Raw genomic sequence first — 21,880 nt, 5'->3', positions numbered from 1 at the left:
CTCAGCACGAGGTGGCCTTTTGGTGTTGCTTGATTGGGACGCTTGTCCTAAGTTTTAGGTCAAGCGACCTGAGGAGGTGGTGCGGGATGGCCGCACCGTTCGTGTTCTTCGACGTCCGGACGTCCGATGTGGACGGAAGCAAGCGGTTCTTCGCCGAACTGCTGGGCTGGCGGGCGAACGGCCCGCTGCTCACCGAGGACGGCGCCCCGTGGGGCGGCCTCACGGAACTGGCGGCGGACGACGACCGCGCCCCGCAGTGGCTGCCCTACGCCGCGGTGTCCGATGTGGACACCGCGGCGGCGAAAGCGGTGGCGCTGGGCGGAAAGCTCGTGCGCGCACGCACGGATCTGCCGGTCGGCTCGCTGGTCGTCGTCACCGACCCCGGTGGGGCCGCGATGGTGCTGTTCCAGGCGGCCTGAAGGCTCAGACGATCGGGCGGAACCCGACGCGCTCGGCGTCTTCGGCGGTGCGGAACCAGACCTCGGCCACCATCTTCGGGAACTGCTCGGATTCGTCGGTGCAGTACCGCAAAGCCGTGACGCTGGCCTTCACCTCGAAGGCGTCGCTGGGCCGGCCGCCGCCGGGGCGGGGCATGGCCGAACCGGGGCCGAACGGGCCGGGCGGGACCGAGTCCTCGGCCGTCTCCCGCGCGGGCGGGGCCGGCGGCGGCTCCGGCGCGACGCCGACGGCCGTCTGGTTCGGCTGCACCGACGGCTCGAACAGCGAGCCGCTGTGCGCGCCGGACAGCTCGGGGTCGCGGCGTTCGACCGTGCGCATCGACGGCTGGATCGGCTGCGGCGCGTCGAAACCGCCCCGCACCGACCCCAGTCCGCGCGGCTGGCGCTTCGGCAGCACCTGCGTCGCCTCGGCGGGGGTCTCCGGCGGCACGTCGAGTTCGCGGTCGGACGCGTCGTCGCCCGCGAAGGCGTACTGCGGCGTCTCGTCGTCCTCGGGCTCTTCCCCAGGCTCTTCCGGGGACTCTTCCTTGCGGACCGAACCCGGGTGCGCGCTGATGTAGCGCGTGCGCTCCACCGGCTCTTCGAAGGCCGACCGCTGCCCGGACGGCGCGTGGTCGAACCAGTCCGGGTCTTGCGGCTCCGCGCCGGCGCCCGGCTGGAACAGTGAGCCCGCGGTCTCCGGCTCGAGCTGCTGCTCCAGCTGCGAAAGCGCCGGGGCGGCCTCGGGCTCGAAGTGCTCGTCGTCCTCCGGGCTCAGGTAGTCGGACGCGGCCGCGCGGTACGGGTCGTCCGGCTCCGGCTCCGCGACCGGCGCCATGACCTGGGTCGCGGACGCCGGGTAGGCGTCTTCGGGCTCCGGCTCGGGTTCCGGCCGGTAGTCGTCGACCGGCGGGGTCCGCGGCGGCACCTGCGAGTCGAGCTCGGCGAAGTCCTGGTCGATGTCGTCGTGGACGTCGTCACGGCTCACCGGCGACGCGACCAGCGTCCCCGGGTACGACGTCTCCTGCGGCCGGGCCTCTTCGTACGGGTTGTGCTCGTACCGGCTCTCGTCGTCGTCGTAGGACGGCGCGGGTCGCGTGTAGCCCTCGGTGCCCGGTGCGGCCAGTCCGGCGGCGTTCGCGGGGGTGCGCGCGGCGTCGGCGTGGGCCTGCGCCAGCGCGCTCTCCAGCTTGCGGACGCTCTTGCGGAGTGGCAGCACCAGCACCAGCCAGGTGAGCAGCGCCCCGACGAAGAACGCCGCGAGGCTCCACAGCCAAACCTGTCCGAAAATGGACATCTATCCCTGCCCCTAGTTCAGTGCGTGCGCGCGACCAGGTAAGCGGCAACCGACTCGCAGGCGTCCCGTGCGGGGGACGCCGGCAGCGCGGTGAGCTCGGCACGCGCGCGCTGAGCGTAGTCGGAAAGGGTGACGCGCGCGCGTTCGAGTCCACTACTCGCGCGCAGCAGCTCCAGCGCTTCGGAAACGAGGTCGTCGTCGGCGATCGGCCCGGACAGCAGCTCGACCAGCCGGGGGTCGGTCCCGGGGTCGGCCAGTGCGTACAGCATCGGCAACGTCCGGACGCCTTCGCGCAGGTCGGTGCCCTGCGCCTTGCCCAGCTCGTCGGACGCCGAGGCGATGTCGATGATGTCGTCGGAGATCTGGAACGCGGTGCCGATGATGTCGCCGAACCGGCGCAGCGCCTCGATGTGCTCGTCGGCGGCGCCGGACATCATCCCGCCGAACCGGCCCGACGTCGCGATCAGCGAACCGGTCTTCTGCGCGATCACGGTGAGGTAGTGCGAGACGGCGTCGTCACCCGGTCCGGGGCCGACGGTCTCGCGCATCTGCCCGGTGACCAGCTCGCCGAAGGTCTCGGCGATGATCCGCGCCGCGTCCGTGCCGAGGTCGGCGACCAGCCGCGAGGCGTGGGCGAAGAGGAAGTCGCCGGTGAGGATGGCGATGGTGTTGTCCCAGCGCGCGTTGACGCTCTCGGCGCCGCGGCGCATGTCCGCCTCGTCCATGACGTCGTCGTGGTAGAGCGTGGCCAGGTGCACCAGCTCGACCGCGGCGGCGGCGATCACGACGTGGTCGTCCTGCTTCGGCCCGAACTGCGCGGACAGCAGCGTGAACATCGGGCGGAAGCGTTTGCCCCCCGCCTCGACCAGGTGCAACGCGGCGTCGTTGACGGCCTGGACGTCACTCCGGACGACCTCGCGCAGCAGCTTCTCGACGTCGGACAGGCCGGCGGCGATCGAGCGCAGCAGGGACTCGTCGGCGATCTGCAGGCCAACCGACGAGCGCAGGTCCTCGAGGGCGCCACCCGGCGCAGCGGGGAGGGATCCCGCCCCGGGGGCTGGGGAAGGCACAGACACGTCGGCTCCGCTCTACTCGTGCACCGGTCGGGTTCTCCCTTGAGCGTAGTGGCTACCCCGCGCCACCGTTTACCCGCTGTCCTGCGGAAACGGTGACGAACATGACACCTCGGCGGCACCTGATCCCGACGTCGTCGAGGTGATCGACCCGGCGTGGTCGCCGACAGGCCCAAATACTTTCGGTATCCGAATACCGGTGGGATACCCACTGGGTGGTTCATGATCCACGAACGGATGATCAACAGTTTCGGACGCAACGGGCGGCTCGGACGGGCGGATATTCACGGCGTGGAAGAACTGCCGAACCCGACAGCTCTCCCGGTCAGCAAGGAGGACAGCGCAATGCGCACTATCGCGAGGCGAGCGGGGCTCGCCGGAACGCTGTTGGTGGCCGGACTCGCCGTTGCCGTGCCGGCTCAGGCCGCACCGCAGCCGGGCGTGGCCCAGATCGGTTCGGCCGACTTCACGAAGGCGGGATCGGCGATCTCGGTGCCGGTGCAGGGCAAGTGCTCGGTGGCCGGCCCGAAGACGGCGACGGCCCAGTCGGTGTCGAAGACGGGCGTCACCTTCGGCGGCGGCTCGTCGTCCTGCACGACGGCCGTCACGGACCCGAAGTCGGACGCCACGACGACGACGTCCACGGCGACGGGCAAGAACTTCGAGCTGTCGGCCCTGGTCAGCGTGGGCGGGCCGCGGATCAAGCTGTCGACGTTCAAGGTGACCTGCACGGCAACCCACAAGCAGACGAACGCGAGCTGGACGTACGGCGGCATGAGCGGCATCACGAACCCGCCGAGCCCGGTCCCGGTGGGCTACGTGTCCCCGATCAAGAAGTCGAACGGCACGGTCCTGGCGAACGCGGTGTTCAACATCCAGAACCTCCCGGGCGACGGCAGCATCGGTTTGACGATGCTGCGCATCAACTTCCTCCCGGCATCGGGCATCACGGGCCAGGTGATCCTGGGCCACACGTCCTGCTCACCGACGCCTTAGGTCTCTTTGGGGGCCGCGGTTTTGGCGGCCGCGGCCCCCGTGAGCTGCGGATTCTCTCCTGGCGGAACCTTGGTAGGCTACGAGCCGTCGGATACGCAGGGTGCTCGGGCGTGAGCACCGTGCAAGCTAGGGGAGAGCTGACGTGACGGCGTGTGTGAGCGGTCGTGGGTGAGGGCCCGGTCTACGACCCGGGTGGGAACTGGCAGCTGCCGGGGCCCAATGGGGTGCCGCGGGCTGGGGTTTATGGAGCTGAGGGCTCGGGGGCTGGTGGACCGGGGTTCCAGTACGACGAGGCGACGCTGCAAGAACTGGTCAAGGAGTGGCGAGATCTGGCCGCTGAGTTCCGCACCGATCTCGCGCACGCGGAAGTACTCGCGCGGGCGCAGGGGCCAGGTCTCGAGTACGCGAGCGGAGGCAACGCAGAACTGATCCGATCGTCCGGTGAGTCCCTGTACTCAACGTTGCAGCAGCGGATCGACTACTGCGAAGCGATGGCGAACAAGTACGTCATCGCCTTGGGAAAGTACGCGACCGCCGAAGAGCTTCACGCCACGGAGATCGGCAACACCGCGAAGGGCATTGTCTAGTGCGCCGCATCATTTTTCCAGTCTGCATCGGATTCGTGGCGCTCACCGCGTGCTCACCAGAAACATCAGGCGTTGCCTCCCCCGCGAACACACCTAGCTCTCCATCGGTCTCGAACACGAGCCCTGAGGTGCCTGGTCCCGGTGTCCCGAAGGTGGGATCCCCGATCGACACGGATCAGTTCGCATCCGCGCCGTGCACTGCGATGACCGAATCCCAGGTGACAGAGCTTTTCGGCCGGTCCGTCACACCGAAACCGGACCTTCAGGGGCCGGCCGGGCCAACATGTACTTGGGACCCGGCGGACGGATCGGGCGCGAGCGTCAACCTCATCTTCTCCAAGGTCGACCGATTGGGCCTGACCAGTGTGTATCAGGCAAAGGGCAGCACCTACAAGTTCTTCGAGGTCCTCGAACCGGTCGGCGATTACCCCGCGGTGGCGTACGGAACCGCGGATCACCGAGCCGACGGCGTCTGCTCGATCGCAGTCGGCACCAGCGATCACAACACCTTGGATATCGCAGTCACCCAGTCTCGCGAGAAGATCGGGAACAGCGACCCTTGTGCGGTCGCCCAAACCGTTGGCTCCAAAGTCCTCGCTACCGTCAAGGGAGGCAATTGATGGCCACCGAAGTGCCGCTGACTGCCGCGCAGATCTACGAGCAGGTCACTGGCGGTGAAGGCATAGGTTCGTTGGCCGACGCGCAGGATGGGGCTGGTCAGCTCACTGATCGGATGGTTGAGCGGGCTCAGCGGATCAGTGCGTTGCGGGCCAAGACCATGTCTGGGTGGCGGGGTGCTGCTGGGGACTCTGCTGCTGATGCCACCGTTCCTCTTGTTCGGGCTGCTGCTGATGATGCTGTTCATCTTGAGACGGCCCGGACGGCTGTTGGGGCTCAGATGGATGCCTATGGGACGGCCAAGAACTCCGTCAAGCCCGTTGCGCCTCAGCCGCCGGTGATGACTTCGGAGGATCTCACCAATCTGCTTGCTGGGGTTGGTCCTTCTTACAACGCCAAGGTTGCCGGGTGGCAGGCTGATAGCCAGGCCAATATCGATGCCTTTGGCGCTTACCATTCCGCCAGTACCTCCAATGGTGGGCGGATGCCTGCTCAGTACGCTCAAATTGCGGACTCCGGGGCGTCTGTCTCCATGACCGCCCCTGGGCAGGACACTCACGGGCAGGACACCACTGGGCGGCCTACCAGCTTTGCCACTGATACCGGTGAATGGGCTCGGAATCCGCATCAGCCGGGCGTTTCCGGGCAGGACCGAACCTCTGCGCAGGATCAGAACGTCCAAGTTGGACGCAACCAGGTGCAGCCCACCAACCAGCCGAGCAACCAGGTTGTGGCGCAGACTCCCGGAAACGGGTCCTCCGACAGCACCCATGCCAACAACTACGTGCCTCAGCCGGTCGCTCCCCCGGCTGCCCAGGGTGGGTATCAGTTCGGGCCCAGCGGGCAGTTTGTCAGCAATCTCGGCGGTGGTGGCTCCAGTTATCAGCCGTACGGTGGCTTCGGGCCAGGGACCGGAGGGTTTGGGACAGGGATCGGGCCAGGAACGGGGTCCAGCACTGGGAGCGCGCCAAGCACCGGGACTGGGCCGGGGAACAACACAGGCACCCGGGGTGGACCGAACGCCGGTGTCGTCACCCCGCGTGGACCAGGAAGCGGGTCTGGTGCCCGCCTTTCCGAGGAACGCCTCCCTGGGCAACCGTCCTCCCGCGGCACAACCGGCGCCCGAGGCGCCAACGGGATGCCCATGGGCACCGCCGCCGGTGGGCGCGGCTCCCAGGACGAAGACAAAGAGAAGAAAACCGCTCCCTACCTGAAGAACCCCGATCCTGACGAGACCTTCGGCGGGTTCACCGAAAAGCCCATGCCGCCGGTCATCGGGGAGAACCGGCCTAAGTAGGAGGACATGCTGAAGGCCGACATCTCGCTCGACACCCTGCTCACCGCTCTGCGCCAGGCCGGCTGCGGTGAACCGCACCCGGTCTTTGCCGGTGGGTTGCGGTATATTCCGCCGTCCGCCGCGAGGCAGGCCGGCCGGGCCGCCTTTGAGGAGCTCAGCGCGCACTGCTTCACCCAGGGCGACGGCTTCACGCCCGAATTCGACGACGTGCTTCACCTGCTTGACCGGCCGGCTACGGAGTTCTTCGCCTACGCTCGCGATCTCACCGAGCAGATCGGGGTTCTGGTCGCCGCAAAAGGCCGGACTGCCGTCACCGCCGTGTGCCAGGGCTCGCGGGTCTGGCTCAAGGGTGTCCCGCCCGACACCCATCCCGTCGACGCGCTCGTCGCGAACCTGCCGCCCTACCACGCCGCGGAGTTCACGCCGTTCACCTTGCCGCAGCAGGACTTCCAGGAGGGGCCGCTCAGCGACGTCTTCGATGACGCGCCGGCTCGCAGCCGGGACGCGCAGCGGCTCGACGACCTCCTGAAGCGGCCGTACGTCGGTATCGGGCAGATGTACGCCGCGAAGCAGGTGGAGGGACAACGCCAAGAAGCGCGGGACTCGGTCAGCTACCTCGACGTCGACGCCGGGCGGGTGGGCATCGGGCTCGCCGCCGAGTACATCACCGTCATGCCCGGGGATCCCGTCGTGCTGGGACGGAGGGTCGCAGCACTGCTGGACTGCTGAAAGGGCCGCCACCGGAACAGGTGACGGCCCTTTCAGAAGAACAACTCAGGAAGCGAAGCCGCCCGCACCCGCCCACGACAGGGCGAACGCCGGGACCAGGCCCAGGATCAGCGTGACCGCCGTGCCGAGGAAGATCGCCGTTCCCGTGCCGAAGCCCGGGATCGTGACCGTGGGGCCGTCGGCGGCCGGCTCCGAGAAGTACATCAGCACGATCACGCGCAGGTAGAAGAACGCCGCCACCGCGCTGAACACCAGGGCGATGACCACCAGCGGGGCCATCCCGTCGGACAGGGCCGCCGAGAACACGACGAACTTGCCCACGAAGCCCGACGTCAACGGGATGCCCGCCAACGCCAGCAACAGGAACGTGAACACCGCCGCCACCAGGGGCGACCGTTTCGCCAGGCCCGCCCACGCCGAGAGGTGCGTCGCCTCGCCCGAGGAATCGCGGACCAGGCTGATCACGCCGAACGCCGCCAGCGTCGTGAAGCCGTACGACAGCAGGTAGAACAGCGTGCTGGACAGGCCGTTCTCGGTGATCGAGATCGCGCCGATCAGCAGGAAGCCCGCGTGCGCGATCGACGAGTACGCGATCATGCGCTTGACGTCGGTCTGGGTCAGGCCCAGCACCGCGCCGATCACCATCGAGATGATCGCGACGCCCCAGAGCACGCCGCGCCACTCCCAGCTCGTGGAGCCGAACGCCACCGACAGCACCCGCAGGATCCCGCCGAACGCGGCGACCTTGGTGCACGCCGCCATGAACGCCGTCACCGGAGTCGGCGCGCCCTGGTAGACGTCCGGGGTCCAGGTGTGGAACGGGCCGACCGAGCCCTTGAACAGCAGGCCGACGACCAGCAGGCCGAGGCCGGCGAACAGCAGCGTGTCCGAGCGGTCCGAACCGGCCGCTGCGGCCGCGATGTCGCCCAGCTTCACGGAGTTCGCGTAGCCGTACAGCAGCGCGAGGCCGTAGAGGAAGAACGCCGAGGAGAACGCGCCGAGCAGGAAGTACTTGACCGCCGACTCCTGCGACAGCAGGCGGCGGCGCCGGGCCAGGCCGCACATCAGGTACAGCGGCAGGGACAGCACTTCCAGCGCGATGAACATCGTCAGCAGGTCGTTCGACGCGCAGAACGCCATCATGCCGCCGAGCGCGAACAGCGTCAGCGGGAAGACCTCGGTCTGCATGACGGTCGCCGTCTGCGCACGGTCCTGGACCGTGCCCGGCCGGATGCCGGCCTGCGCGACCAGCGCGCCGCCCGGCTCGACGACGCGGTCCGAGATCAGCAGCACCGCGCCGACCGCCAGGGCCAGCAGCGTGCCCCAGAGGAACAGCGCCGGCTTGTCGATCGAGATCGCGCCGCTGAACGTCTTCACGCCGCCCGCGGGCGCGTCGCTCAGCGCGTACTTGATCAGCCAGCCGCCGGCGGCGAGGATCGCGACCAGGCTCAGCCCGACCTGCACGCCGAACCGCGAGCGCTTCGAGGCGAACGCTTCCACCAGCACGCTGAGGCAGGCCGCGCCGAAGATGATCAGCACCGGCAGCACGGCGTTGTAGTCGACCGACGGCGTCGTGATCGGTGGCTCCGGCGCCTGGGTCAGGAGGATGTCGAGCACGGGTTACTTGCCTCCCTGAACCGCGGACAGCGTCTGCTGCACCGTCGGGGTGACTGTGTCGAGCACCGGCTTCGGGTAGAAGCCGAGGACGATGATCAGCACGACCAGTGGCGCGAGGATCGCGATCTCGCGGCCGCCGAGGTCGCGGATGACCTTGGTCGCTCCCGGCTCGGCCACGGTCGCGGTGGCCACGGCGCCACCCGACTCCACGGGGGCCGGGGTGGCACCGCCCTTCCCGGCGGGCGGCACCAGGGCATCGCCGCGAAGCGGGCCCTGCATGACGCGCTGGTAGAGCCAGAGGACGTAGGCCGCGGCCAGGACCATGCCGACCGTCGCGAGGATCGTGTACACCGGCTGGTCCACATAGGACCCGATGAGCACCAGGAACTCGGAGACGAACGAGTTGGTGCCCGGCAAGGACAACGTGGACAGCCCGGCGAGGAGGAACAGGCCCGCGAGCAGCGGGGTCACCTTCGCCATGCCGCCGTAGTCGGAGATCTTCGTCGACCCGCCGCGCGCGACGACCAGGCCGATCACCACGATCAGCATGCCGGTCGCGAGGCTGTGGTTGAGCATGTACGTCGCCGAGCCGATCATCGCCTGCTCGTTGAACGCGAAGATGCCGAGCGAGATGAACCCGAAGTGGGCGATCGAGACGTAGGCGATGAACCGCTTCATGTCCCGCTGCCCCGCGGCGAGGATCGAGCCGTAGAGCACGCCGATCACCGACAGCACCAGCACCAGCGGCGCCAGTGCCTTGCTCGCGTCCGGGAACATCGGCAGGCAGTAGCGCAGGAAGCCGAACGTGCCGACCTTGTCCAGCACACCGACCAGCAGGACGGCGACGCCGATCGGCGCCTCCCCCGCCGCGTCCGGCAGCCAGGTGTGGAACGGCACGAGCGGCGCCTTGATCGCGAACGCCAGGAAGAACCCGAGGAACAGCCAGATCTGCGTGCTCAGCGGCGCGTCCCGGACGACCGTGACGAGCGTGGCCCAGTCGAACGTGCCGTGGCCGAGCTTCTTGTCCGCCAGCGAGTACGCCCCGATCGCCGAGGCCAGCATGATCAGGCCGCCGAGGAACGAGTAGAGGAAGAACTTCACCGCCGCGTACTGCCGGTTCGCGCCGCCGTAACCGCCGATGAGGAAGTACATCGGGATCAGCATGATCTCGAACAGCACGTAGAACAGGAAGACGTCCGTCGCGGCGAAGACGCCGATGGTGAGCGCCTCCTGCAGCAGGATCAGCGACAGGAACCCGCCGGCGCTGCGGCCGGGCGGGAGCTTGTCCATCGTGCCGAGCCCGCCGACGACGATCGGCACCAGCAGCGCGATCACCGCGATCATGATCAGCGAGATGCCGTCGGTGCCGAACGCGATGTGCACCCCGAAGCTCGGGATCCAGTCGAAGCTCGACGTCATCTGCAGCCGCGCGCCCGAGGGCGAGTAGCTGAGCCAGAACGGGATGATCAGCAGGAACTCGAGGATCGAGAAGGCGAGCGCGGCCAGCACCGCGGCGCGGTCGTTCCCCTTGAGGAACGCCAGCACCAGGGAGCCGAGCAGCGGCACCAGGATGAGGATCAGCAACCAGGTCATCAGGAGAACCTCACCAGCAGGAGAGCCGCCAGAAGCAGGAACGTGCCGCCGAGCATCGACAGCGCGTAGGACCGGACGAACCCGGTCTGCAGCCGCCTCAGCCGGCCGGAGCCGCCGCCGAGACCGGCGGCGAGGCCGTTGACGGCGCCGTCGACGCCGCGGTTGTCGACGAACACCAGCGCCCGCGAGAGCCAGGTGCCCGGGCGGGCGACCAGCGTCTCGTTGAGCGCGTTGCCGTACAGGTCCTTGCGGGCGGCGCGGGTGACGAACGAGACCCGCTCCGGACGCTCGACCGGGACCGGCCGGCGGAAGATCAGGTACGCGATCAGCACGCCGAGCGCGGCGAACACGAGGGTCAGGATCGGTACGACGGCCGCCGGGATCGGGGTGTGCTCGGCCTCGTGGAACTCGCCGACCGTCGGGGCCAGCCAGTCGACGAACCGGTCGCCGATCGCGAAGAACGCACCGGCGCCGACCGAACCGACCGCGAGGATCGCCATCGGGATCCACATGATCGGCTTCGACTCGTGCGGGTGGAAGTCCCGCCCGTCGGTGCTCTTGATGTCCTTCCAGCGCTCCTTGCCGAAGAACGTCATCATCATCAGGCGGGTCATGTAGAACGCGGTCAGCCCGGCGCCGACGATCGTCGCGATGCCGAAGACCCAGCCACGCCAGCCTTCCTGGCCGAACGCCGCCTCGATGATGGCGTCCTTGGTGTAGTAGCCGGTGAGGAACGGGAAGCCGATCAGCGCGAGGTAGCCGAGCCCGAAGGTGACGAATGTGATCGGCATCTTCTTGCGGAGACCGCCGAACTTGCGCATGTCGACCTCGTCGTTCATGCCGTGCATGACCGAACCGGCCCCGAGGAACAGCCCGGCCTTGAAGAAGCCGTGCGCCACCAGGTGCATGATGCCCAGCGCGTAGATCCCCGGGCCGAGGCCGACCGCCAGCATCATGTAGCCGATCTGGCTGACCGTCGAGTACGCGAGGACCTTCTTGATGTCGTCGTACGCGCAGCCGATGATGCACCCGAGCAGGAGCGTGAACGCTCCGACCAGCGTGACGATCAGCCTGCCGTCCGGCGTCGCGTTGAAGATGTCGTGCGAGCGGGCCACCAGGTAGACGCCGGCGGTGACCATCGTCGCCGCGTGGATCAGGGCCGAGACCGGGGTCGGGCCCTCCATCGCGTCCGGGAGCCAGGCCTGCAGCGGGAACTGGCCGGACTTACCGCAGGCGCCCAGCAGCAGGAAGATCGCCATCGCGGTGATCGCGGCCGGCGGGAACTTGCCGGCGCCCACCGCGTCGAAGACCTGCGCGTAGCCGGTCGAACCGGCGTACTTGAACATGATGAAGATCGCCAGCGCGAGCCCGACGTCACCGACGCGGTTCATCAGGAACGCCTTCTTCGCCGCGGTCGCGGCGGACGGGCGGCCCTGGTACCAGCCGATGAGCAGGTAGGACGCGAGACCCACGCCCTCCCAGCCCAGGTAGAGCGTCACGAAGCTGTTGCCCAGCACCAGGATCAGCATCGAGGCGACGAAGAGGTTCAGGTACGCGAAGAAGCGGTACCGGCCGTCCTCGTGCTCCATGTAGCCGATCGAGTAGAAGTGGATCAGCATGCCGACGCCGGTGATGAGCAGCACGAACGTCAGCGACAGAGCGTCGACCCGGAGCCCGAAGTCGATCTGCAGGGCGCCGGCCGGGATCCACGAGTAGAGCTTGGTGTCCGTCGTGGCCTTGCCGTCGGCCGAGAAGAACGTGATCAGGCCCCAGACGAAGGCGAGCGTGACGGTGGCCGTTCCGAGCAGATGCCCCCAGCCCTTCGCGTGCTTGCCCGCCAGCAGCAGGACGAGCGCGCCGAAGGCAGGCAGGGCCACCAGCAGCCACGATGATGCGGTCACTCGGTGTCTCCTAGTACTTCAGCAGGTTGGTGTCGTCGACCGAGGCCGAGCGCCGGGTGCGGAAGATCGCCATGATGATCGCCAGCCCGACCACGACCTCGGCGGCCGCCACGACCATCACGAAGAAGGCCATGATCTGGCCGTCGAGGCTGCCGTTGATCCGGGCGAACGTCACGAGCGAGAGGTTCACCGCGTTCAGCATCAGCTCGATGCACATGAACACGACGATCGCGTTGCGGCGCACCAGCACGCCGACGGCGCCGATCGAGAACAGCAGCGCCGACAGCAGCAGGTAGTACGTCGGGGTCATTCCTTCTCCCCTTCCGAAGCGGCTTCGGAAGCGACCAGCGCGTGCGCGTCCGGGTGCGGGCGGTCGTCCGCGACGAGCTTGCGTTCCTTCGCCAGCTCGATCGCCGAGGTGGACTCGATGATCGCCGACAGGGACTCCGGCGCGACCGAGCCGTCCGGCAGCAGCGCCGGGGTGGACACCGAGTTGGCGGTGGCGAAGACACCCGGGCCGGGCAGCGGCGACGGCCGGTCGTGCTCGCCGCGGAAGCGCTCGACGACCAGTTCCTTCTGCGTCTTCTTGCCGCCCTTGGCGTGCCGGTCGGTGAAGGCCAGCACCATCGCGCCGACCGCGGCGGTGATGAGCAGCGCCGACGTCAGCTCGAACGGGAACAGGTAGTCGGTGAAGATCAGCCGGCCGAGGCCCTTGGGCCCGCCGCCCGCCGACGTCGCCGAGTCGAGCGGGACGGCCGGGGTGACGGTGTCCAGCGCCCGGTAGATGCCGGTGGCCAGCAGCGCGGCCAGGCCGATGCCCAGCACGGTCGCCGCGAGCCGCTGGCCGCGCAGGACTTCGACGACCGAGTCGGAGCTCTCGCGGCCGACCAGCATCAGCACGAACAGGAACAGCATCATGATCGCGCCGGTGTAGACGATGATCTGCGTGAAGCCCAGGAACGGCGCCGACTGGATCATGTACAGCGCGCCCAGGCTCAGCATGGTCAGCACCAGCCACAGCGCCGAGTGCACGGCGTTGCGGGAGAAGATCATGCCGAGCGCGCCGAGCAGGCAGACCGGGCCGAGGATCCAGAACGCGATGGCCTCGCCGGTCGTCACGCCCGCGGCGGCGCCGGTGGGGGCCTGGGTCAGGAGTGCGGCGATCACGGCTTGACCTCCCCGCGCGCCAGTTCCGGGCCGTTCACGTAGTAGTCCTGCTCGTTCTCGCCGAGCCGCATCGGGTGCGGCGGCTGCTCCATGCCGGACAGCAGCGGCGCGAGGAGGTCTTCCTTCGTGTAGATCAGCCGCTGGCGGTCGTCGTCGGCCAGCTCGTAGAAGTTGATCATCGTCAGCGACCGGGTCGGGCACGCCTCGATGCAGAGGCCGCAGCCGATGCAGCGCAGGTAGTTGATCTGGTAGTCGGCGCCGTACCGCTCGCCCGGGGAGTACCGGGCTTCCTCGGTGTTGTCACCGCCCTCGACGAAGATCGCGTCCGCCGGGCACGCCCAGGCGCACAGCTCGCAGCCGACGCACTTCTCGAGGCCGTCCGGGTGGCGGTTCAGCTGGTGCCGGCCGTGGTAGCGCGGGGCGGCCGGCGCGCCGGCCTCCGGGTACTCCTCGGTGGCGACCTTCTTGAACATCATCCCGAAGGTGACGCCGAAGCCCTTGACGGGATCAAGAAACCCCATCTTGCGCTCCTTCCTGTGCGGTACCGACGGCCGCCGGCTTGCGCCGGGCCGCCTTCGCCTCGGCCTTGGCCAAAGCCTTCTGACGCGGGGTGGTCTGGGGGACCTTGAGGTCCAGCGGCGGGACCGGGAAACCGCCACCGGTCACCGGCACGACGTCGCTCTCCTCTTCACGGCCCGACGCGCGGACGTAGAAGAACAGCATGATCAGGATGAGGATCGCGATCGCGGCGATGGTGATCGACAGCGGTGTCCAGTGGATGACCTTCGCGAAGGTCACCATGACGATCCACACCAGGTTCAGCGGGACCAGGACCTTCCAGCCCAGGCGCATGAACTGGTCGTAGCGCAGGCGGGGCAGCGTGCCGCGCAGCCAGATGAAGCCGAACAGCAGGACGAACATCTTCGCGAAGAACCACAGCACCGGCCACCAGCCGGTGTTGAGCACGTTGTTCCCGATCAGCGACAGGGGCCACGGGGCCATCCAGCCGCCGAGGAACAGCGTGGTGGCGAACGCCGAGACGATCACCATGTTGACGTACTCGGCGAGGAAGAACATCGCGAACTTCATCGAGCTGTACTCGGTGTGGAACCCGCCGACCAGCTCCGACTCGGCCTCCGGGAGGTCGAACGGGGCGCGGTTGGTCTCGCCGACCATCGAGATCAGGTAGATCACGAAGCTCGGCAGCAGGAGGAGGAACCACCACTTCTGCTGGGCGCCGACGATGTCGGCCAGGTCCAGCGAACCGGCCTGCAGGATCACCGCGACGATCGAGAGGCCCATCGCGATCTCGTACGAGATCACCTGGGCGGCCGAGCGCATGCCGCCGAGCAGCGGGTACGGCGACCCGGACGCCCAGCCGGCGAGCACGATGCCGTAGACGCCGATCGAGGAGCAGGCCAGCACGACCAGCAGGCTGACCGGCAGGTCGAGCAGCTGCAGCACGGTCCGCTCGCCGAAGATCGAGACGACCGGGCCGAACGGGATGGCCGACAGCGCGATCAGCGCGGGCACCGCGGACAGGACCGGCGCGAGGAAGTACACCTTGCGGTCGGCGGTGTCCGGGATGATCTGTTCCTTGAACGGCAGCTTGATCGCGTCCGCCAGGGACTGCAGGTAGCCGCCGGGGCCGACCCGGTTGGGGCCGGGCCGGTTCTGCATCCGGCCGACGGCCTTGCGCTCCCAGACGATCAGGAAGATCGTCATGATCGGCCCGATCAGCAGGATGACCACGGACTTCAGCAGGATCAGCCAGAACGGGTCGTCCGCCAGCAGCGCCGCACGCGTCGCCGCGTCCGGGACACTGCCCACGGCCGCTTCGGTCAGCAACGGTGTCACTGTTCACCCCCAGCGAGGTTCACCACGGCGCCGTGACCGGCACCGAGCGTCTTGGCCACGGCGGAGCCGTCGGAGTTGCCCGGCAGCCACACCACGCCGTCGGGCAGGTCGGCGACCTCGATCGGCAGCGTGATCGCGCCGCGTTCGGTGCTCACCTTCACGGACGCGCCCAGCCCCTCGGCGGTCTTCGCGGACAACCGCGCGACCGGCTTGCGCTGGGTGCCCTTGAGGTGCGGCTCGCCGTCCTGCAGGGACCCGTTGTCGATCAGCTGGCGCCAGGTCGACAGGACCGCCTGGCCGGCACCCGGGGCCGGGGAAGTCACCGCGGCTCCATCGGCGGCGACGTAACCCCAGCGCAGCGCGGAGGCCGCGCCGAGCTTCTCGTAGTCACCGCGCGCGGCGGCCGGCGTCTGCGTGAACAGGTCCGTGTCCATCTCGACGGCCAGGGTGTCGAGCACCCGGCAGTCCGGCAGCGAGCCGGTGCCCTCGATGGTGATGTCGAACGGGCGGGTGCGGCCCTCCCAGTTGAGGTAGCTGCCCGCCTTCTCGTCCGACGCGGCCACCGGGAGCACGACGTCCGCGCGCTCGGTCACCGCGCTGTGCCGCAGCTCGAGGCTGACCACAAACCCTGCGGCATCCAGCGCGCGCAGCGCGAGGTCCGGGTCCGGCAGGTCGTACGGGTCGACCCCGCCGACGACCAGGCCGCCGAGCTCGCGGCCCGAAGCGGCCTTCAGGATCTCGGTCGCGTCGCGGCCGGGAGCGGACGGAAGCGGGACGCCCCAGGCGTTTTCGACGGCGACGCGGGCGGCGTCGTCACCGACGCGGCGGCCGCCCGGCAGCAGGCCCGGCACGCAGCCGACCTCCAGCGCGCCCCGGTCACCGGCGCGGCGCGGGATCCACGCGAGCCGGACGCCGGTGCGCTCCACCAGGTCGTGCAGCGCGGAGAACAGGCCCGGCACCGAAGCGGCGCGCTCGCCGACGAGGACGACGGCGTTCTCGCCGCTCAGCGCCTCGTCGAGGTCCGGCGCGTGCTTGCTGATGCCCTCGATCGCCGCGGCCTCCTGGCCGGGGACGCAGGCGAGCAGCTCACCGAACGTCTTGCGCACCGACGACGTCGTCCACTGTCCCAGGTGGACGACCCGGGTGCGGTTCTTGCGGGCGCCCTTGCGCAGCCGCAGGAACACGATCGGCGCTTCGTCCTCGGGCTCGAAGGCGACGCACAGGACCGTGCGGGCCCGCTCGATCTCGCCGAAGGTGACCCCGGATTCCGGCGTCACGCCCACGACGTGCGAGGTGAGGAACGCGAGCTCCTCGGCCGAGTGCGCGCGGGCGCGGAAGTCGACGTCGTTGGTCTGCAGGGCGACGCGGGCGAACTTCGAGTACGCGTAGGCGTCCTCGACGGTCAGCCGGCCACCGGGCAGGACGCCGACGCCGCCGTTGCCGCGGGCCTCGGTGAGGCCGGCGGCGGCGATGCGCAGCGCGTCGGTCCAGGACGCCTCTTCCAGCTCACCGGTCTCGCGGTTGCGGACCAGCGGACGCCGGATGCGGTCCTCGGCGGAGGTGTAGCGGAAGGCGAAGCGGCCCTTGTCGCAGATCCACTCTTCGTTGACCTCGGGGTCGTCGCCGGCCAGCTTGCGCTGGACCTTGCCGCGGCGGAAGTCGGTCCGCTCGGCGCAGCCGGACGAGCAGTGCTCGCAGACGCTCGGCGCGGACACCAGGTCGAACGGGCGGGAGCGGAACCGGTAGGCGGCGCTCGTCAGGGCGCCGACCGGGCAGATCTGGATGACGTTGCCGGAGAAGTAGCTCTGGAACGGCTGGCCGGACGTCGTGCGCGAGGCCAGGTCCAGCACGTCCGCCGTCTCCGCGGTGCCGATCTGCTGGTGGGCGCCGCGTTCGAGGAGCTCGATGAACGGGTCGCCGGCGATCTCGCGGGAGAACCGGGTGCAGCGCTGGCAGAGCACGCAGCGTTCCCGGTCGAGCAGCACCTGCGAGGAGATCGGCAGCGGCTTCGGGAACGTCCGCTTGGTATCCACGAACCGGGACTCCGTGCGGCCGTGGGCCAGCGCCTGGTTCTGCAGCGGGCACTCGCCGCCCTTGTCGCAGATCGGGCAGTCCAGCGGGTGGTTGATGAGCAGCAGCTCCATCACACCCTGCTGGGCCTTGTCGGCGACCGGCGACGTCAGCTGCGTCTTGACGACCATGCCGTCGGCGACGGTCATCGTGCAGGACGCCTGCGGCTTCGGCATCGGCCGGCCGCCCATCTCGACCTCGACCAGGCACTGGCGGCAGGCGCCCGCCGGGTCGAGGAGCGGGTGGTCGCAGAACCGCGGGATGACCGTGCCGAGGCGTTCGGCCGTGCGGATCAGCAGCTCACCCTTGGGGGCGATGACCTCTTCGCCGTCGATGACCAGCTTCACGTGGCCTTCGGGGACCGGCGTCTCCTGGGTCTCTGGCTTGTCGGGGGCGATCGTCATGATGCCTGCGCTCCCACGAGTTCGGGCTTGGTCTGTTCGTGCCGGTTCTTCTCGCACAGCGCGAGGAACTCGTCGCGGAAGTACTTGATGCCGCTCTGGATCGGCGACACCGCGCCGTCACCGAGGGCGCAGAACGACCGGCCGAGGATGTTGTCGCAGACGTCGAGGAGGGTGTCGATGTCCTCTTCGGTGCCGTGGCCCTCGACCATGCGCTCGAGGATCTGCGCGAGCCAGTACGTGCCCTCGCGGCACGGCGTGCACTTGCCGCAGGACTCGTGCTCGTAGAACTGCGTCCACTTCATCACGGCCCAGGGCACCGACACCGTCTCGTTGAAGACCTGCACGGCGGTCGTGCCCAGCATCGACCCGGCTTCCGCCGCGCCTTCGAAGTCCAGGGGAACGTCGAGGTGCTCGGCGGTGAACATCGGGGTGGACGAGCCGCCCGGGGTCCAGAACTTGAGCGGGACGCCGTCCTTCATGCCGCCCGCCATGTCGAGCAGCTCGCGCAGCGTGGTGCCGAGCGGGCACTCGTACTGGCCGGGCTTCTCTACGTGGCCGGAGATCGAGTAGATCTTCGGGCCGGGCGACTTCTCGCGGCCCATCTCGCGGAACCAGCTCGACCCGCCGTTGACGATGAACGGCGCGCTCGCGATGGTCTCGACGTTGTTGACCGTGGTCGGCGCGGCGTAGAGACCCGCCGCGGCCGGGAACGGCGGCTTGAGCCGCGGCTGGCCACGACGGCCCTCCAGCGAGTCGAGCAGCGCCGTCTCCTCACCGCAGATGTACGCGCCGGCGCCGGCGTGCACGGTGATCTTGAGGTCGAAGCCCGAGCCGAGGATGTTCTCGCCCAGGTAGCCCGCGGCTTCGGCTTCGCGCACGGCCGCGTTGAGGCGGCGGATGCAGTGCAGCGCCTCGCCGCGGACGTAGATGAAGCAGTGGTTGGAGCGCATCGCGTACGAGGCGATGATGCAGCCCTCGATGAGCGAGTGCGGGTCCGCCATCATCAGCGGGATGTCCTTGCACGTGCCCGGCTCGCCCTCGTCGGCGTTGATCACCAGGTAGTGCGGCTTGTCGAAGTTCGGCGGCATGAACGACCACTTGATGCCGGCCGGGAAGCCCGCACCGCCGCGGCCGCGCAGGCCCGAGTCCTTGACCAGCTGGACGAGCTGCTCCGGCGTGCCGGCGAGCGCCTTGCGGACGGCCGTGTAGCCCTCCAGCGCCTCGTACGTGCCGATCTGCCAGGAGTTCGGCGACAGCCAGCGCTTCGTGAGGACCGGCGTAATGGGATCTGCCATTACTTCTTCTCCACTTCGGGGAGCGGGACGTCTTGCGCGACGGGCGCGACCCAGCCGCGCTCCTGCGCGATCTGCGCGCCCCGCAGGGTTTCGACGGCCTGCGACGGGCCGTCGACGTCCGTGCGGTACTGGCGGTCGTCCTCCGGGAAGAACCCGGCGAGCTGCAGCTCGGCGCCCTTGAAGCTGGTCAGCGGGGCACCGCGCGTCGGGGCCGGCTTCTTGCCGGCCTGCAGCGCGTCGACCAGCGCGACGGCCTTGTCCTCGGTCTGGTTGTCGAAGAACTCGTAGTTGACCTGGATGACCGGCGCGAGGTCGCAGGCCGCGAGGCACTCGGCGTGCTCGAGGGTGATCGAACCCGGCTCGTTCGGTGTGCCCGCGGTTTCGTTCTGCCCCAGCGGCTCCGACTCGGACCCGAGGTGCGTCTGGAGCTTCTTGTAGATCGCGTCGCCGCCCATGGCCGCGCACAGCGTGTTCGTGCAGACGCTCACCAGGTGCTCGCCGCACGGGCGGCGCTTGTACATCGTGTAGAACGTCGCGACCGCGCCGACCTCGGCGTCGGACAGCTCGAGCTGGTTCGCGCAGAACGCGATGCCCTCCTGGCTGACGTACCCCTGCACCGACTGCACGAGGTGCAGCATCGGCAGCAGCGCCGAGCGGGCCACCGGGTAGCGCGCGATGATCTCCTGCGCGCGGTCCACGACGCCTACGTCGAAGATGTCCTCAAGCGGCGTCTCGGCCAGGATCCCTTCGGCCACGGCGGGATCCGGCGCGATGGCGATCACGTCGACGTCGCCACCGGCGGCGGCGTGGGTCCGGTCGGCCGCGTTGGGCCCGGGTTCGGGCACTGCGGTGGAAGAGGTCATCGGTCCACTCCCCCCATGACGGGGTCGATCGAGGCGATGGCGGCGATCACGTCCGCGACCAGGCCGCCTTCGGCCATTGCGGGCATCGACTGCAGGTTCACGAAGCTCGGTTCGCGCACGTGGACCCGCAGCGGCCGGGTGCCGCCGTCGGACACCAGGTGCGCGCTCAGCTCGCCGCGCGGCGACTCGACCGAGGTGTAGACCTGCCCGGCCGGCACCTTGAAGCCCTCGGTGACCAGCTTGAAGTGGTGGATCAGGGACTCCATCGACTGGCCCATGATCTTCTTGACGTGCTCGAGCGAGTTGCCCATGCCGTCGCTGCCGATGGACAGCTGCGCGGGCCAGGCGACCTTCTTGTCCTCGACCATGACCGGGCCCGGCTCGAGCTTCTCCAGGCACTGCTCGATGATCTTGAGGCTCTCGTGCATCTCGTGCACCCGGATCAGGTAGCGCGACCAGCAGTCGGCGCCGTTGTCGACCGGGACGTCGAAGTCGAACTCCTCGTAGCAGGAGTACGGCTCGGTCTTGCGCAGGTCCCACGGCAGGCCCGCGGACCGCAGCACCGGGCCGGTGACGCCGAGCGCGAGGCACGCGTCGACCGGCAGGTACCCGACACCCTTGAGCCGGTTGCGCCAGATCGGCTGACCGGTGAAGAGCTTGTCGTACAGCGGAAGGCGTTCCTTCATCGTCTGGACGAACTCGGTGACCTTCTCGCGGTAGTCCTCGGGCATGTCCTGCGCGAGGCCGCCGGGGCGGATGAACGCGTGGTTCATCCGCAGGCCGGTGAGGTGCTCCAGCAGGTGCAGCACGACCTCGCGCTCGCGGAAGCCGAGCGTCATCGCGGTGGTGGCGCCGAGCTCCATGCCGCCGGTGGCGATGTAGACCAGGTGCGAGCCTATGCGGTTGATCTCCAGCAGCATCACGCGCAGCAGCTGCGCGCGGCGCGGGGCCTCGATCTGCAGCAGCTTCTCGACGCCGAGGCAGTACGCCATCTCCGTCGAGAGCGGGGCCAGGTAGTCCATGCGCGTCACGAACGTGACGCCCTGGGTCCAGGTCCGGTACTCGCAGTTCTTCTCGATGCCGGTGTGGAGGTAGCCGATGACCGACCGCAGCTGCGTGACGGTCTCGCCCTCCATCTCCAGCACGAGCCGGAGCACGCCGTGCGTCGACGGGTGCTGCGGGCCCATGTTGATGACCATGCGCTCGTCGTGTGCCGCGTCGGCGACGACGTCGTCCCAGTCACCGCCGGAGACCGAGTAGACGCGGCCTTCGGTCGTGTCGCGCGAGTCGGCCTCGGGAACTTGAGTGGCGTCTTCGTTGATGGTCACGAGTACGACCTCCGCTGGTCCGGCGGCGGGATCTCCGCGCCCTTGTATTCGACCGGGATCCCGCCGAGCGGGTAGTCCTTGCGCTGGGGGTGGCCGTCCCAGTCGTCCGGCATGAGGATGCGGGTGAGCGCGGGGTGGCCGTCGTAGACGATGCCGAACATGTCCCAGGTCTCCCGCTCCTGCCAGTCGGCGGTCGGGTAGATCCCGACCAGCGACGGCACGTGCGCGTCCTCGACGTCGAGGGTGACCTCGAGCCGGATGCGGCGGCGGTAGGTCAGGGACGTGAAGTGGTACACCGAGTGCAGCCGCTGCGGGACGTCGACGCCGTAGTCCACCCCGGACACCGAGCTGAGCAGCTCGAAGCGCAGGCCGCCGTCGTCGCGCAGGACCTTCGCGATGGCGACGAGGTGCTCGCGGGCGACGTAGAAGGTGATCTCGCCACGGTCGACGGTGGTCTGCAGGATCGCGTCGGACGGGATCTTGTGGTCCGACAAGGCGGCGTAGAACTCGTCGGCGAACTGGTCGAACCAGCCGCCGTACGGCCGCTCGGCCGGCGCCGGGTTGTAGGCCGGCAGCCGGACGCCGCCGTAGCCGGAGGTGTCACCGGTGCCGTGGACGCCGAACATGCCCTGGCGTTCGCGGCCGGTGACGACGGGCCCGGCGGGCCGGGTGCCGCGCGGCTCGAGGCCGTCTTCGGTCGGACGATCGGCGCTGGACTGCTCGCCGCCGGGTTCTGGGGTCTCAGTCATCG

20 protein-coding genes and 1 pseudogene are annotated in these 21,880 nt (G+C 69.0%); 7 read left to right on the top strand and 14 right to left on the bottom strand.

Going from position 1 to position 21,880, the window contains the following annotated elements; translation table 11 throughout:
- Positions 1-86 precede the first annotated feature (86 nt).
- Complete coding sequence (locus tag VA596_RS20465) at positions 87-419, top strand: VOC family protein (RefSeq protein ID WP_323329420.1); 333 nt, start codon at positions 87-89, stop codon at positions 417-419.
- Between the two features lie 4 nt (positions 420-423).
- Here the strand turns inward: VA596_RS20465 and VA596_RS20460 are convergent, their stop codons facing one another.
- On the bottom strand, positions 424-1,734 hold the full coding sequence (locus VA596_RS20460; protein WP_323329419.1) for a sunset domain-containing protein: 1,311 nt from the start codon (positions 1,732-1,734) through the stop codon (positions 424-426).
- Between the two features lie 17 nt (positions 1,735-1,751).
- Entirely contained in the window at positions 1,752-2,804 is a 1,053-nt protein-coding gene (locus tag VA596_RS20455) for a polyprenyl synthetase family protein (protein WP_323329735.1), read from the bottom strand.
- Between the two features lie 159 nt (positions 2,805-2,963).
- On the opposite strand from VA596_RS20455, the gene VA596_RS20450 reads away from it, so the two are divergent.
- The 6 genes and pseudogenes from VA596_RS20450 to VA596_RS20430 all read left to right on the top strand — a co-directional run bounded on the left by VA596_RS20450 (position 2,964) and on the right by VA596_RS20430 (position 7,034).
- Positions 2,964-3,803 (top strand): hypothetical protein, encoded by an 840-nt coding sequence (locus VA596_RS20450; protein ID WP_323329418.1) that lies wholly within the window; start codon positions 2,964-2,966, stop codon positions 3,801-3,803.
- A 164-nt stretch (positions 3,804-3,967) separates the two neighbouring features.
- Complete coding sequence (locus VA596_RS20445) at positions 3,968-4,390, top strand: hypothetical protein (protein WP_323329417.1); 423 nt, start codon at positions 3,968-3,970, stop codon at positions 4,388-4,390.
- Positions 4,390-5,010, top strand: coding sequence for a DUF3558 domain-containing protein (locus tag VA596_RS20440; protein ID WP_323329416.1), 621 nt, complete (start codon positions 4,390-4,392; stop codon positions 5,008-5,010). The genes VA596_RS20445 and VA596_RS20440 overlap by 1 nt, the downstream gene beginning before the upstream one ends.
- Positions 5,010-5,315: pseudogene (locus VA596_RS50820) on the top strand (PPE domain-containing protein); the annotation flags it as partial. The gene VA596_RS20440 and the pseudogene VA596_RS50820, both read left to right, overlap by 1 nt.
- 837 nt (positions 5,316-6,152) lie before the next feature.
- On the top strand, positions 6,153-6,305 hold the full coding sequence (locus VA596_RS20435; RefSeq protein WP_323329415.1) for a hypothetical protein: 153 nt from the start codon (positions 6,153-6,155) through the stop codon (positions 6,303-6,305).
- Positions 6,306-6,311: 6 nt separating this feature from the next.
- Positions 6,312-7,034: an ESX secretion-associated protein EspG gene (locus VA596_RS20430; protein WP_323329414.1), complete on the top strand. Its 723-nt coding sequence runs from the start codon at positions 6,312-6,314 to the stop codon at positions 7,032-7,034.
- A gap of 45 nt (positions 7,035-7,079) precedes the next feature.
- Here VA596_RS20430 and nuoN read toward each other — a convergent pair whose 3' ends face one another.
- From nuoN to VA596_RS20370, 12 genes are read right to left on the bottom strand one after another with little or no spacing between them, the layout of a single operon-like run.
- Entirely contained in the window at positions 7,080-8,651 is a 1,572-nt protein-coding gene (nuoN, locus tag VA596_RS20425; RefSeq protein WP_323329413.1) for an NADH-quinone oxidoreductase subunit NuoN, read from the bottom strand.
- A gap of 3 nt (positions 8,652-8,654) precedes the next feature.
- Complete coding sequence (locus tag VA596_RS20420; RefSeq protein ID WP_323329412.1) at positions 8,655-10,244, bottom strand: NADH-quinone oxidoreductase subunit M; 1,590 nt, start codon at positions 10,242-10,244, stop codon at positions 8,655-8,657.
- Positions 10,244-12,145 carry an NADH-quinone oxidoreductase subunit L gene (gene nuoL / locus VA596_RS20415; protein ID WP_323329411.1) on the bottom strand — a complete coding sequence of 634 codons (1,902 nt, stop codon included), beginning with the start codon at positions 12,143-12,145 and terminating at the stop codon, positions 10,244-10,246. The genes VA596_RS20420 and nuoL overlap by 1 nt, the downstream gene beginning before the upstream one ends.
- 10 nt (positions 12,146-12,155) lie before the next feature.
- The gene (gene nuoK, locus VA596_RS20410; protein ID WP_247060354.1) at positions 12,156-12,455 is read right to left on the bottom strand and encodes an NADH-quinone oxidoreductase subunit NuoK; all 300 of its coding nucleotides are present in this window, start codon (positions 12,453-12,455) and stop codon (positions 12,156-12,158) included.
- Positions 12,452-13,312, bottom strand: coding sequence for an NADH-quinone oxidoreductase subunit J (locus tag VA596_RS20405; RefSeq protein ID WP_323329410.1), 861 nt, complete (start codon positions 13,310-13,312; stop codon positions 12,452-12,454). Before VA596_RS20405 ends, nuoK begins: the two co-directional genes overlap by 4 nt.
- Complete coding sequence (gene nuoI, locus VA596_RS20400; RefSeq protein WP_323329409.1) at positions 13,309-13,833, bottom strand: NADH-quinone oxidoreductase subunit NuoI; 525 nt, start codon at positions 13,831-13,833, stop codon at positions 13,309-13,311. Before nuoI ends, VA596_RS20405 begins: the two co-directional genes overlap by 4 nt.
- A complete protein-coding gene (nuoH, locus tag VA596_RS20395) occupies positions 13,820-15,169 on the bottom strand; it encodes an NADH-quinone oxidoreductase subunit NuoH (RefSeq protein ID WP_323329408.1) in 1,350 nt (449 codons plus the stop codon). The genes nuoI and nuoH overlap by 14 nt, the downstream gene beginning before the upstream one ends.
- Positions 15,166-17,643 (bottom strand): NADH-quinone oxidoreductase subunit G, encoded by a 2,478-nt coding sequence (locus VA596_RS20390; protein ID WP_323329407.1) that lies wholly within the window; start codon positions 17,641-17,643, stop codon positions 15,166-15,168. Before VA596_RS20390 ends, nuoH begins: the two co-directional genes overlap by 4 nt.
- Complete coding sequence (gene nuoF / locus VA596_RS20385; protein ID WP_323329406.1) at positions 17,640-18,938, bottom strand: NADH-quinone oxidoreductase subunit NuoF; 1,299 nt, start codon at positions 18,936-18,938, stop codon at positions 17,640-17,642. Before nuoF ends, VA596_RS20390 begins: the two co-directional genes overlap by 4 nt.
- On the bottom strand, positions 18,938-19,801 hold the full coding sequence (nuoE, locus tag VA596_RS20380) for an NADH-quinone oxidoreductase subunit NuoE (RefSeq protein ID WP_323329405.1): 864 nt from the start codon (positions 19,799-19,801) through the stop codon (positions 18,938-18,940). The genes nuoF and nuoE overlap by 1 nt, the downstream gene beginning before the upstream one ends.
- Positions 19,798-21,129 (bottom strand): NADH-quinone oxidoreductase subunit D, encoded by a 1,332-nt coding sequence (locus tag VA596_RS20375; RefSeq protein WP_323329404.1) that lies wholly within the window; start codon positions 21,127-21,129, stop codon positions 19,798-19,800. The genes nuoE and VA596_RS20375 overlap by 4 nt, the downstream gene beginning before the upstream one ends.
- Complete coding sequence (locus VA596_RS20370) at positions 21,126-21,878, bottom strand: NADH-quinone oxidoreductase subunit C (RefSeq protein ID WP_323329403.1); 753 nt, start codon at positions 21,876-21,878, stop codon at positions 21,126-21,128. Before VA596_RS20370 ends, VA596_RS20375 begins: the two co-directional genes overlap by 4 nt.
- Positions 21,879-21,880 lie beyond the last annotated feature (2 nt).

This window comes from Amycolatopsis heterodermiae (assembly GCF_034929455.1).
Lineage (GTDB): Bacteria > Actinomycetota > Actinomycetes > Mycobacteriales > Pseudonocardiaceae > Amycolatopsis > Amycolatopsis heterodermiae.
This window is presented reverse-complemented; position numbering and strand designations above follow the sequence as displayed.

Excerpts from the sequence above, each read along its gene's own strand:
- VA596_RS20465 (WP_323329420.1), top strand. The coding sequence starts at position 87 with ATGGCCGCACCGTTCGTGTTCTTCGACGTCCGGACGTCCGATGTGGAC.
- VA596_RS20370 (WP_323329403.1), bottom strand. The coding sequence starts at position 21,878 with ATGACTGAGACCCCAGAACCCGGCGGCGAGCAGTCCAGCGCCGATCGT.
- nuoE (WP_323329405.1), bottom strand. The coding sequence starts at position 19,801 with ATGACCTCTTCCACCGCAGTGCCCGAACCCGGGCCCAACGCGGCCGAC.
- VA596_RS20435 (WP_323329415.1), top strand. The coding sequence starts at position 6,153 with ATGGGCACCGCCGCCGGTGGGCGCGGCTCCCAGGACGAAGACAAAGAG.
- nuoF (WP_323329406.1), bottom strand. The coding sequence starts at position 18,938 with ATGGCAGATCCCATTACGCCGGTCCTCACGAAGCGCTGGCTGTCGCCG.
- VA596_RS20420 (WP_323329412.1), bottom strand. The coding sequence starts at position 10,244 with ATGACCTGGTTGCTGATCCTCATCCTGGTGCCGCTGCTCGGCTCCCTG.
- VA596_RS20430 (WP_323329414.1), top strand. The coding sequence starts at position 6,312 with ATGCTGAAGGCCGACATCTCGCTCGACACCCTGCTCACCGCTCTGCGC.
- VA596_RS20390 (WP_323329407.1), bottom strand. The coding sequence starts at position 17,643 with ATGACGATCGCCCCCGACAAGCCAGAGACCCAGGAGACGCCGGTCCCC.
- nuoK (WP_247060354.1), bottom strand. The coding sequence starts at position 12,455 with ATGACCCCGACGTACTACCTGCTGCTGTCGGCGCTGCTGTTCTCGATC.
- VA596_RS20460 (WP_323329419.1), bottom strand. The coding sequence starts at position 1,734 with ATGTCCATTTTCGGACAGGTTTGGCTGTGGAGCCTCGCGGCGTTCTTC.
- nuoI (WP_323329409.1), bottom strand. The coding sequence starts at position 13,833 with ATGGGGTTTCTTGATCCCGTCAAGGGCTTCGGCGTCACCTTCGGGATG.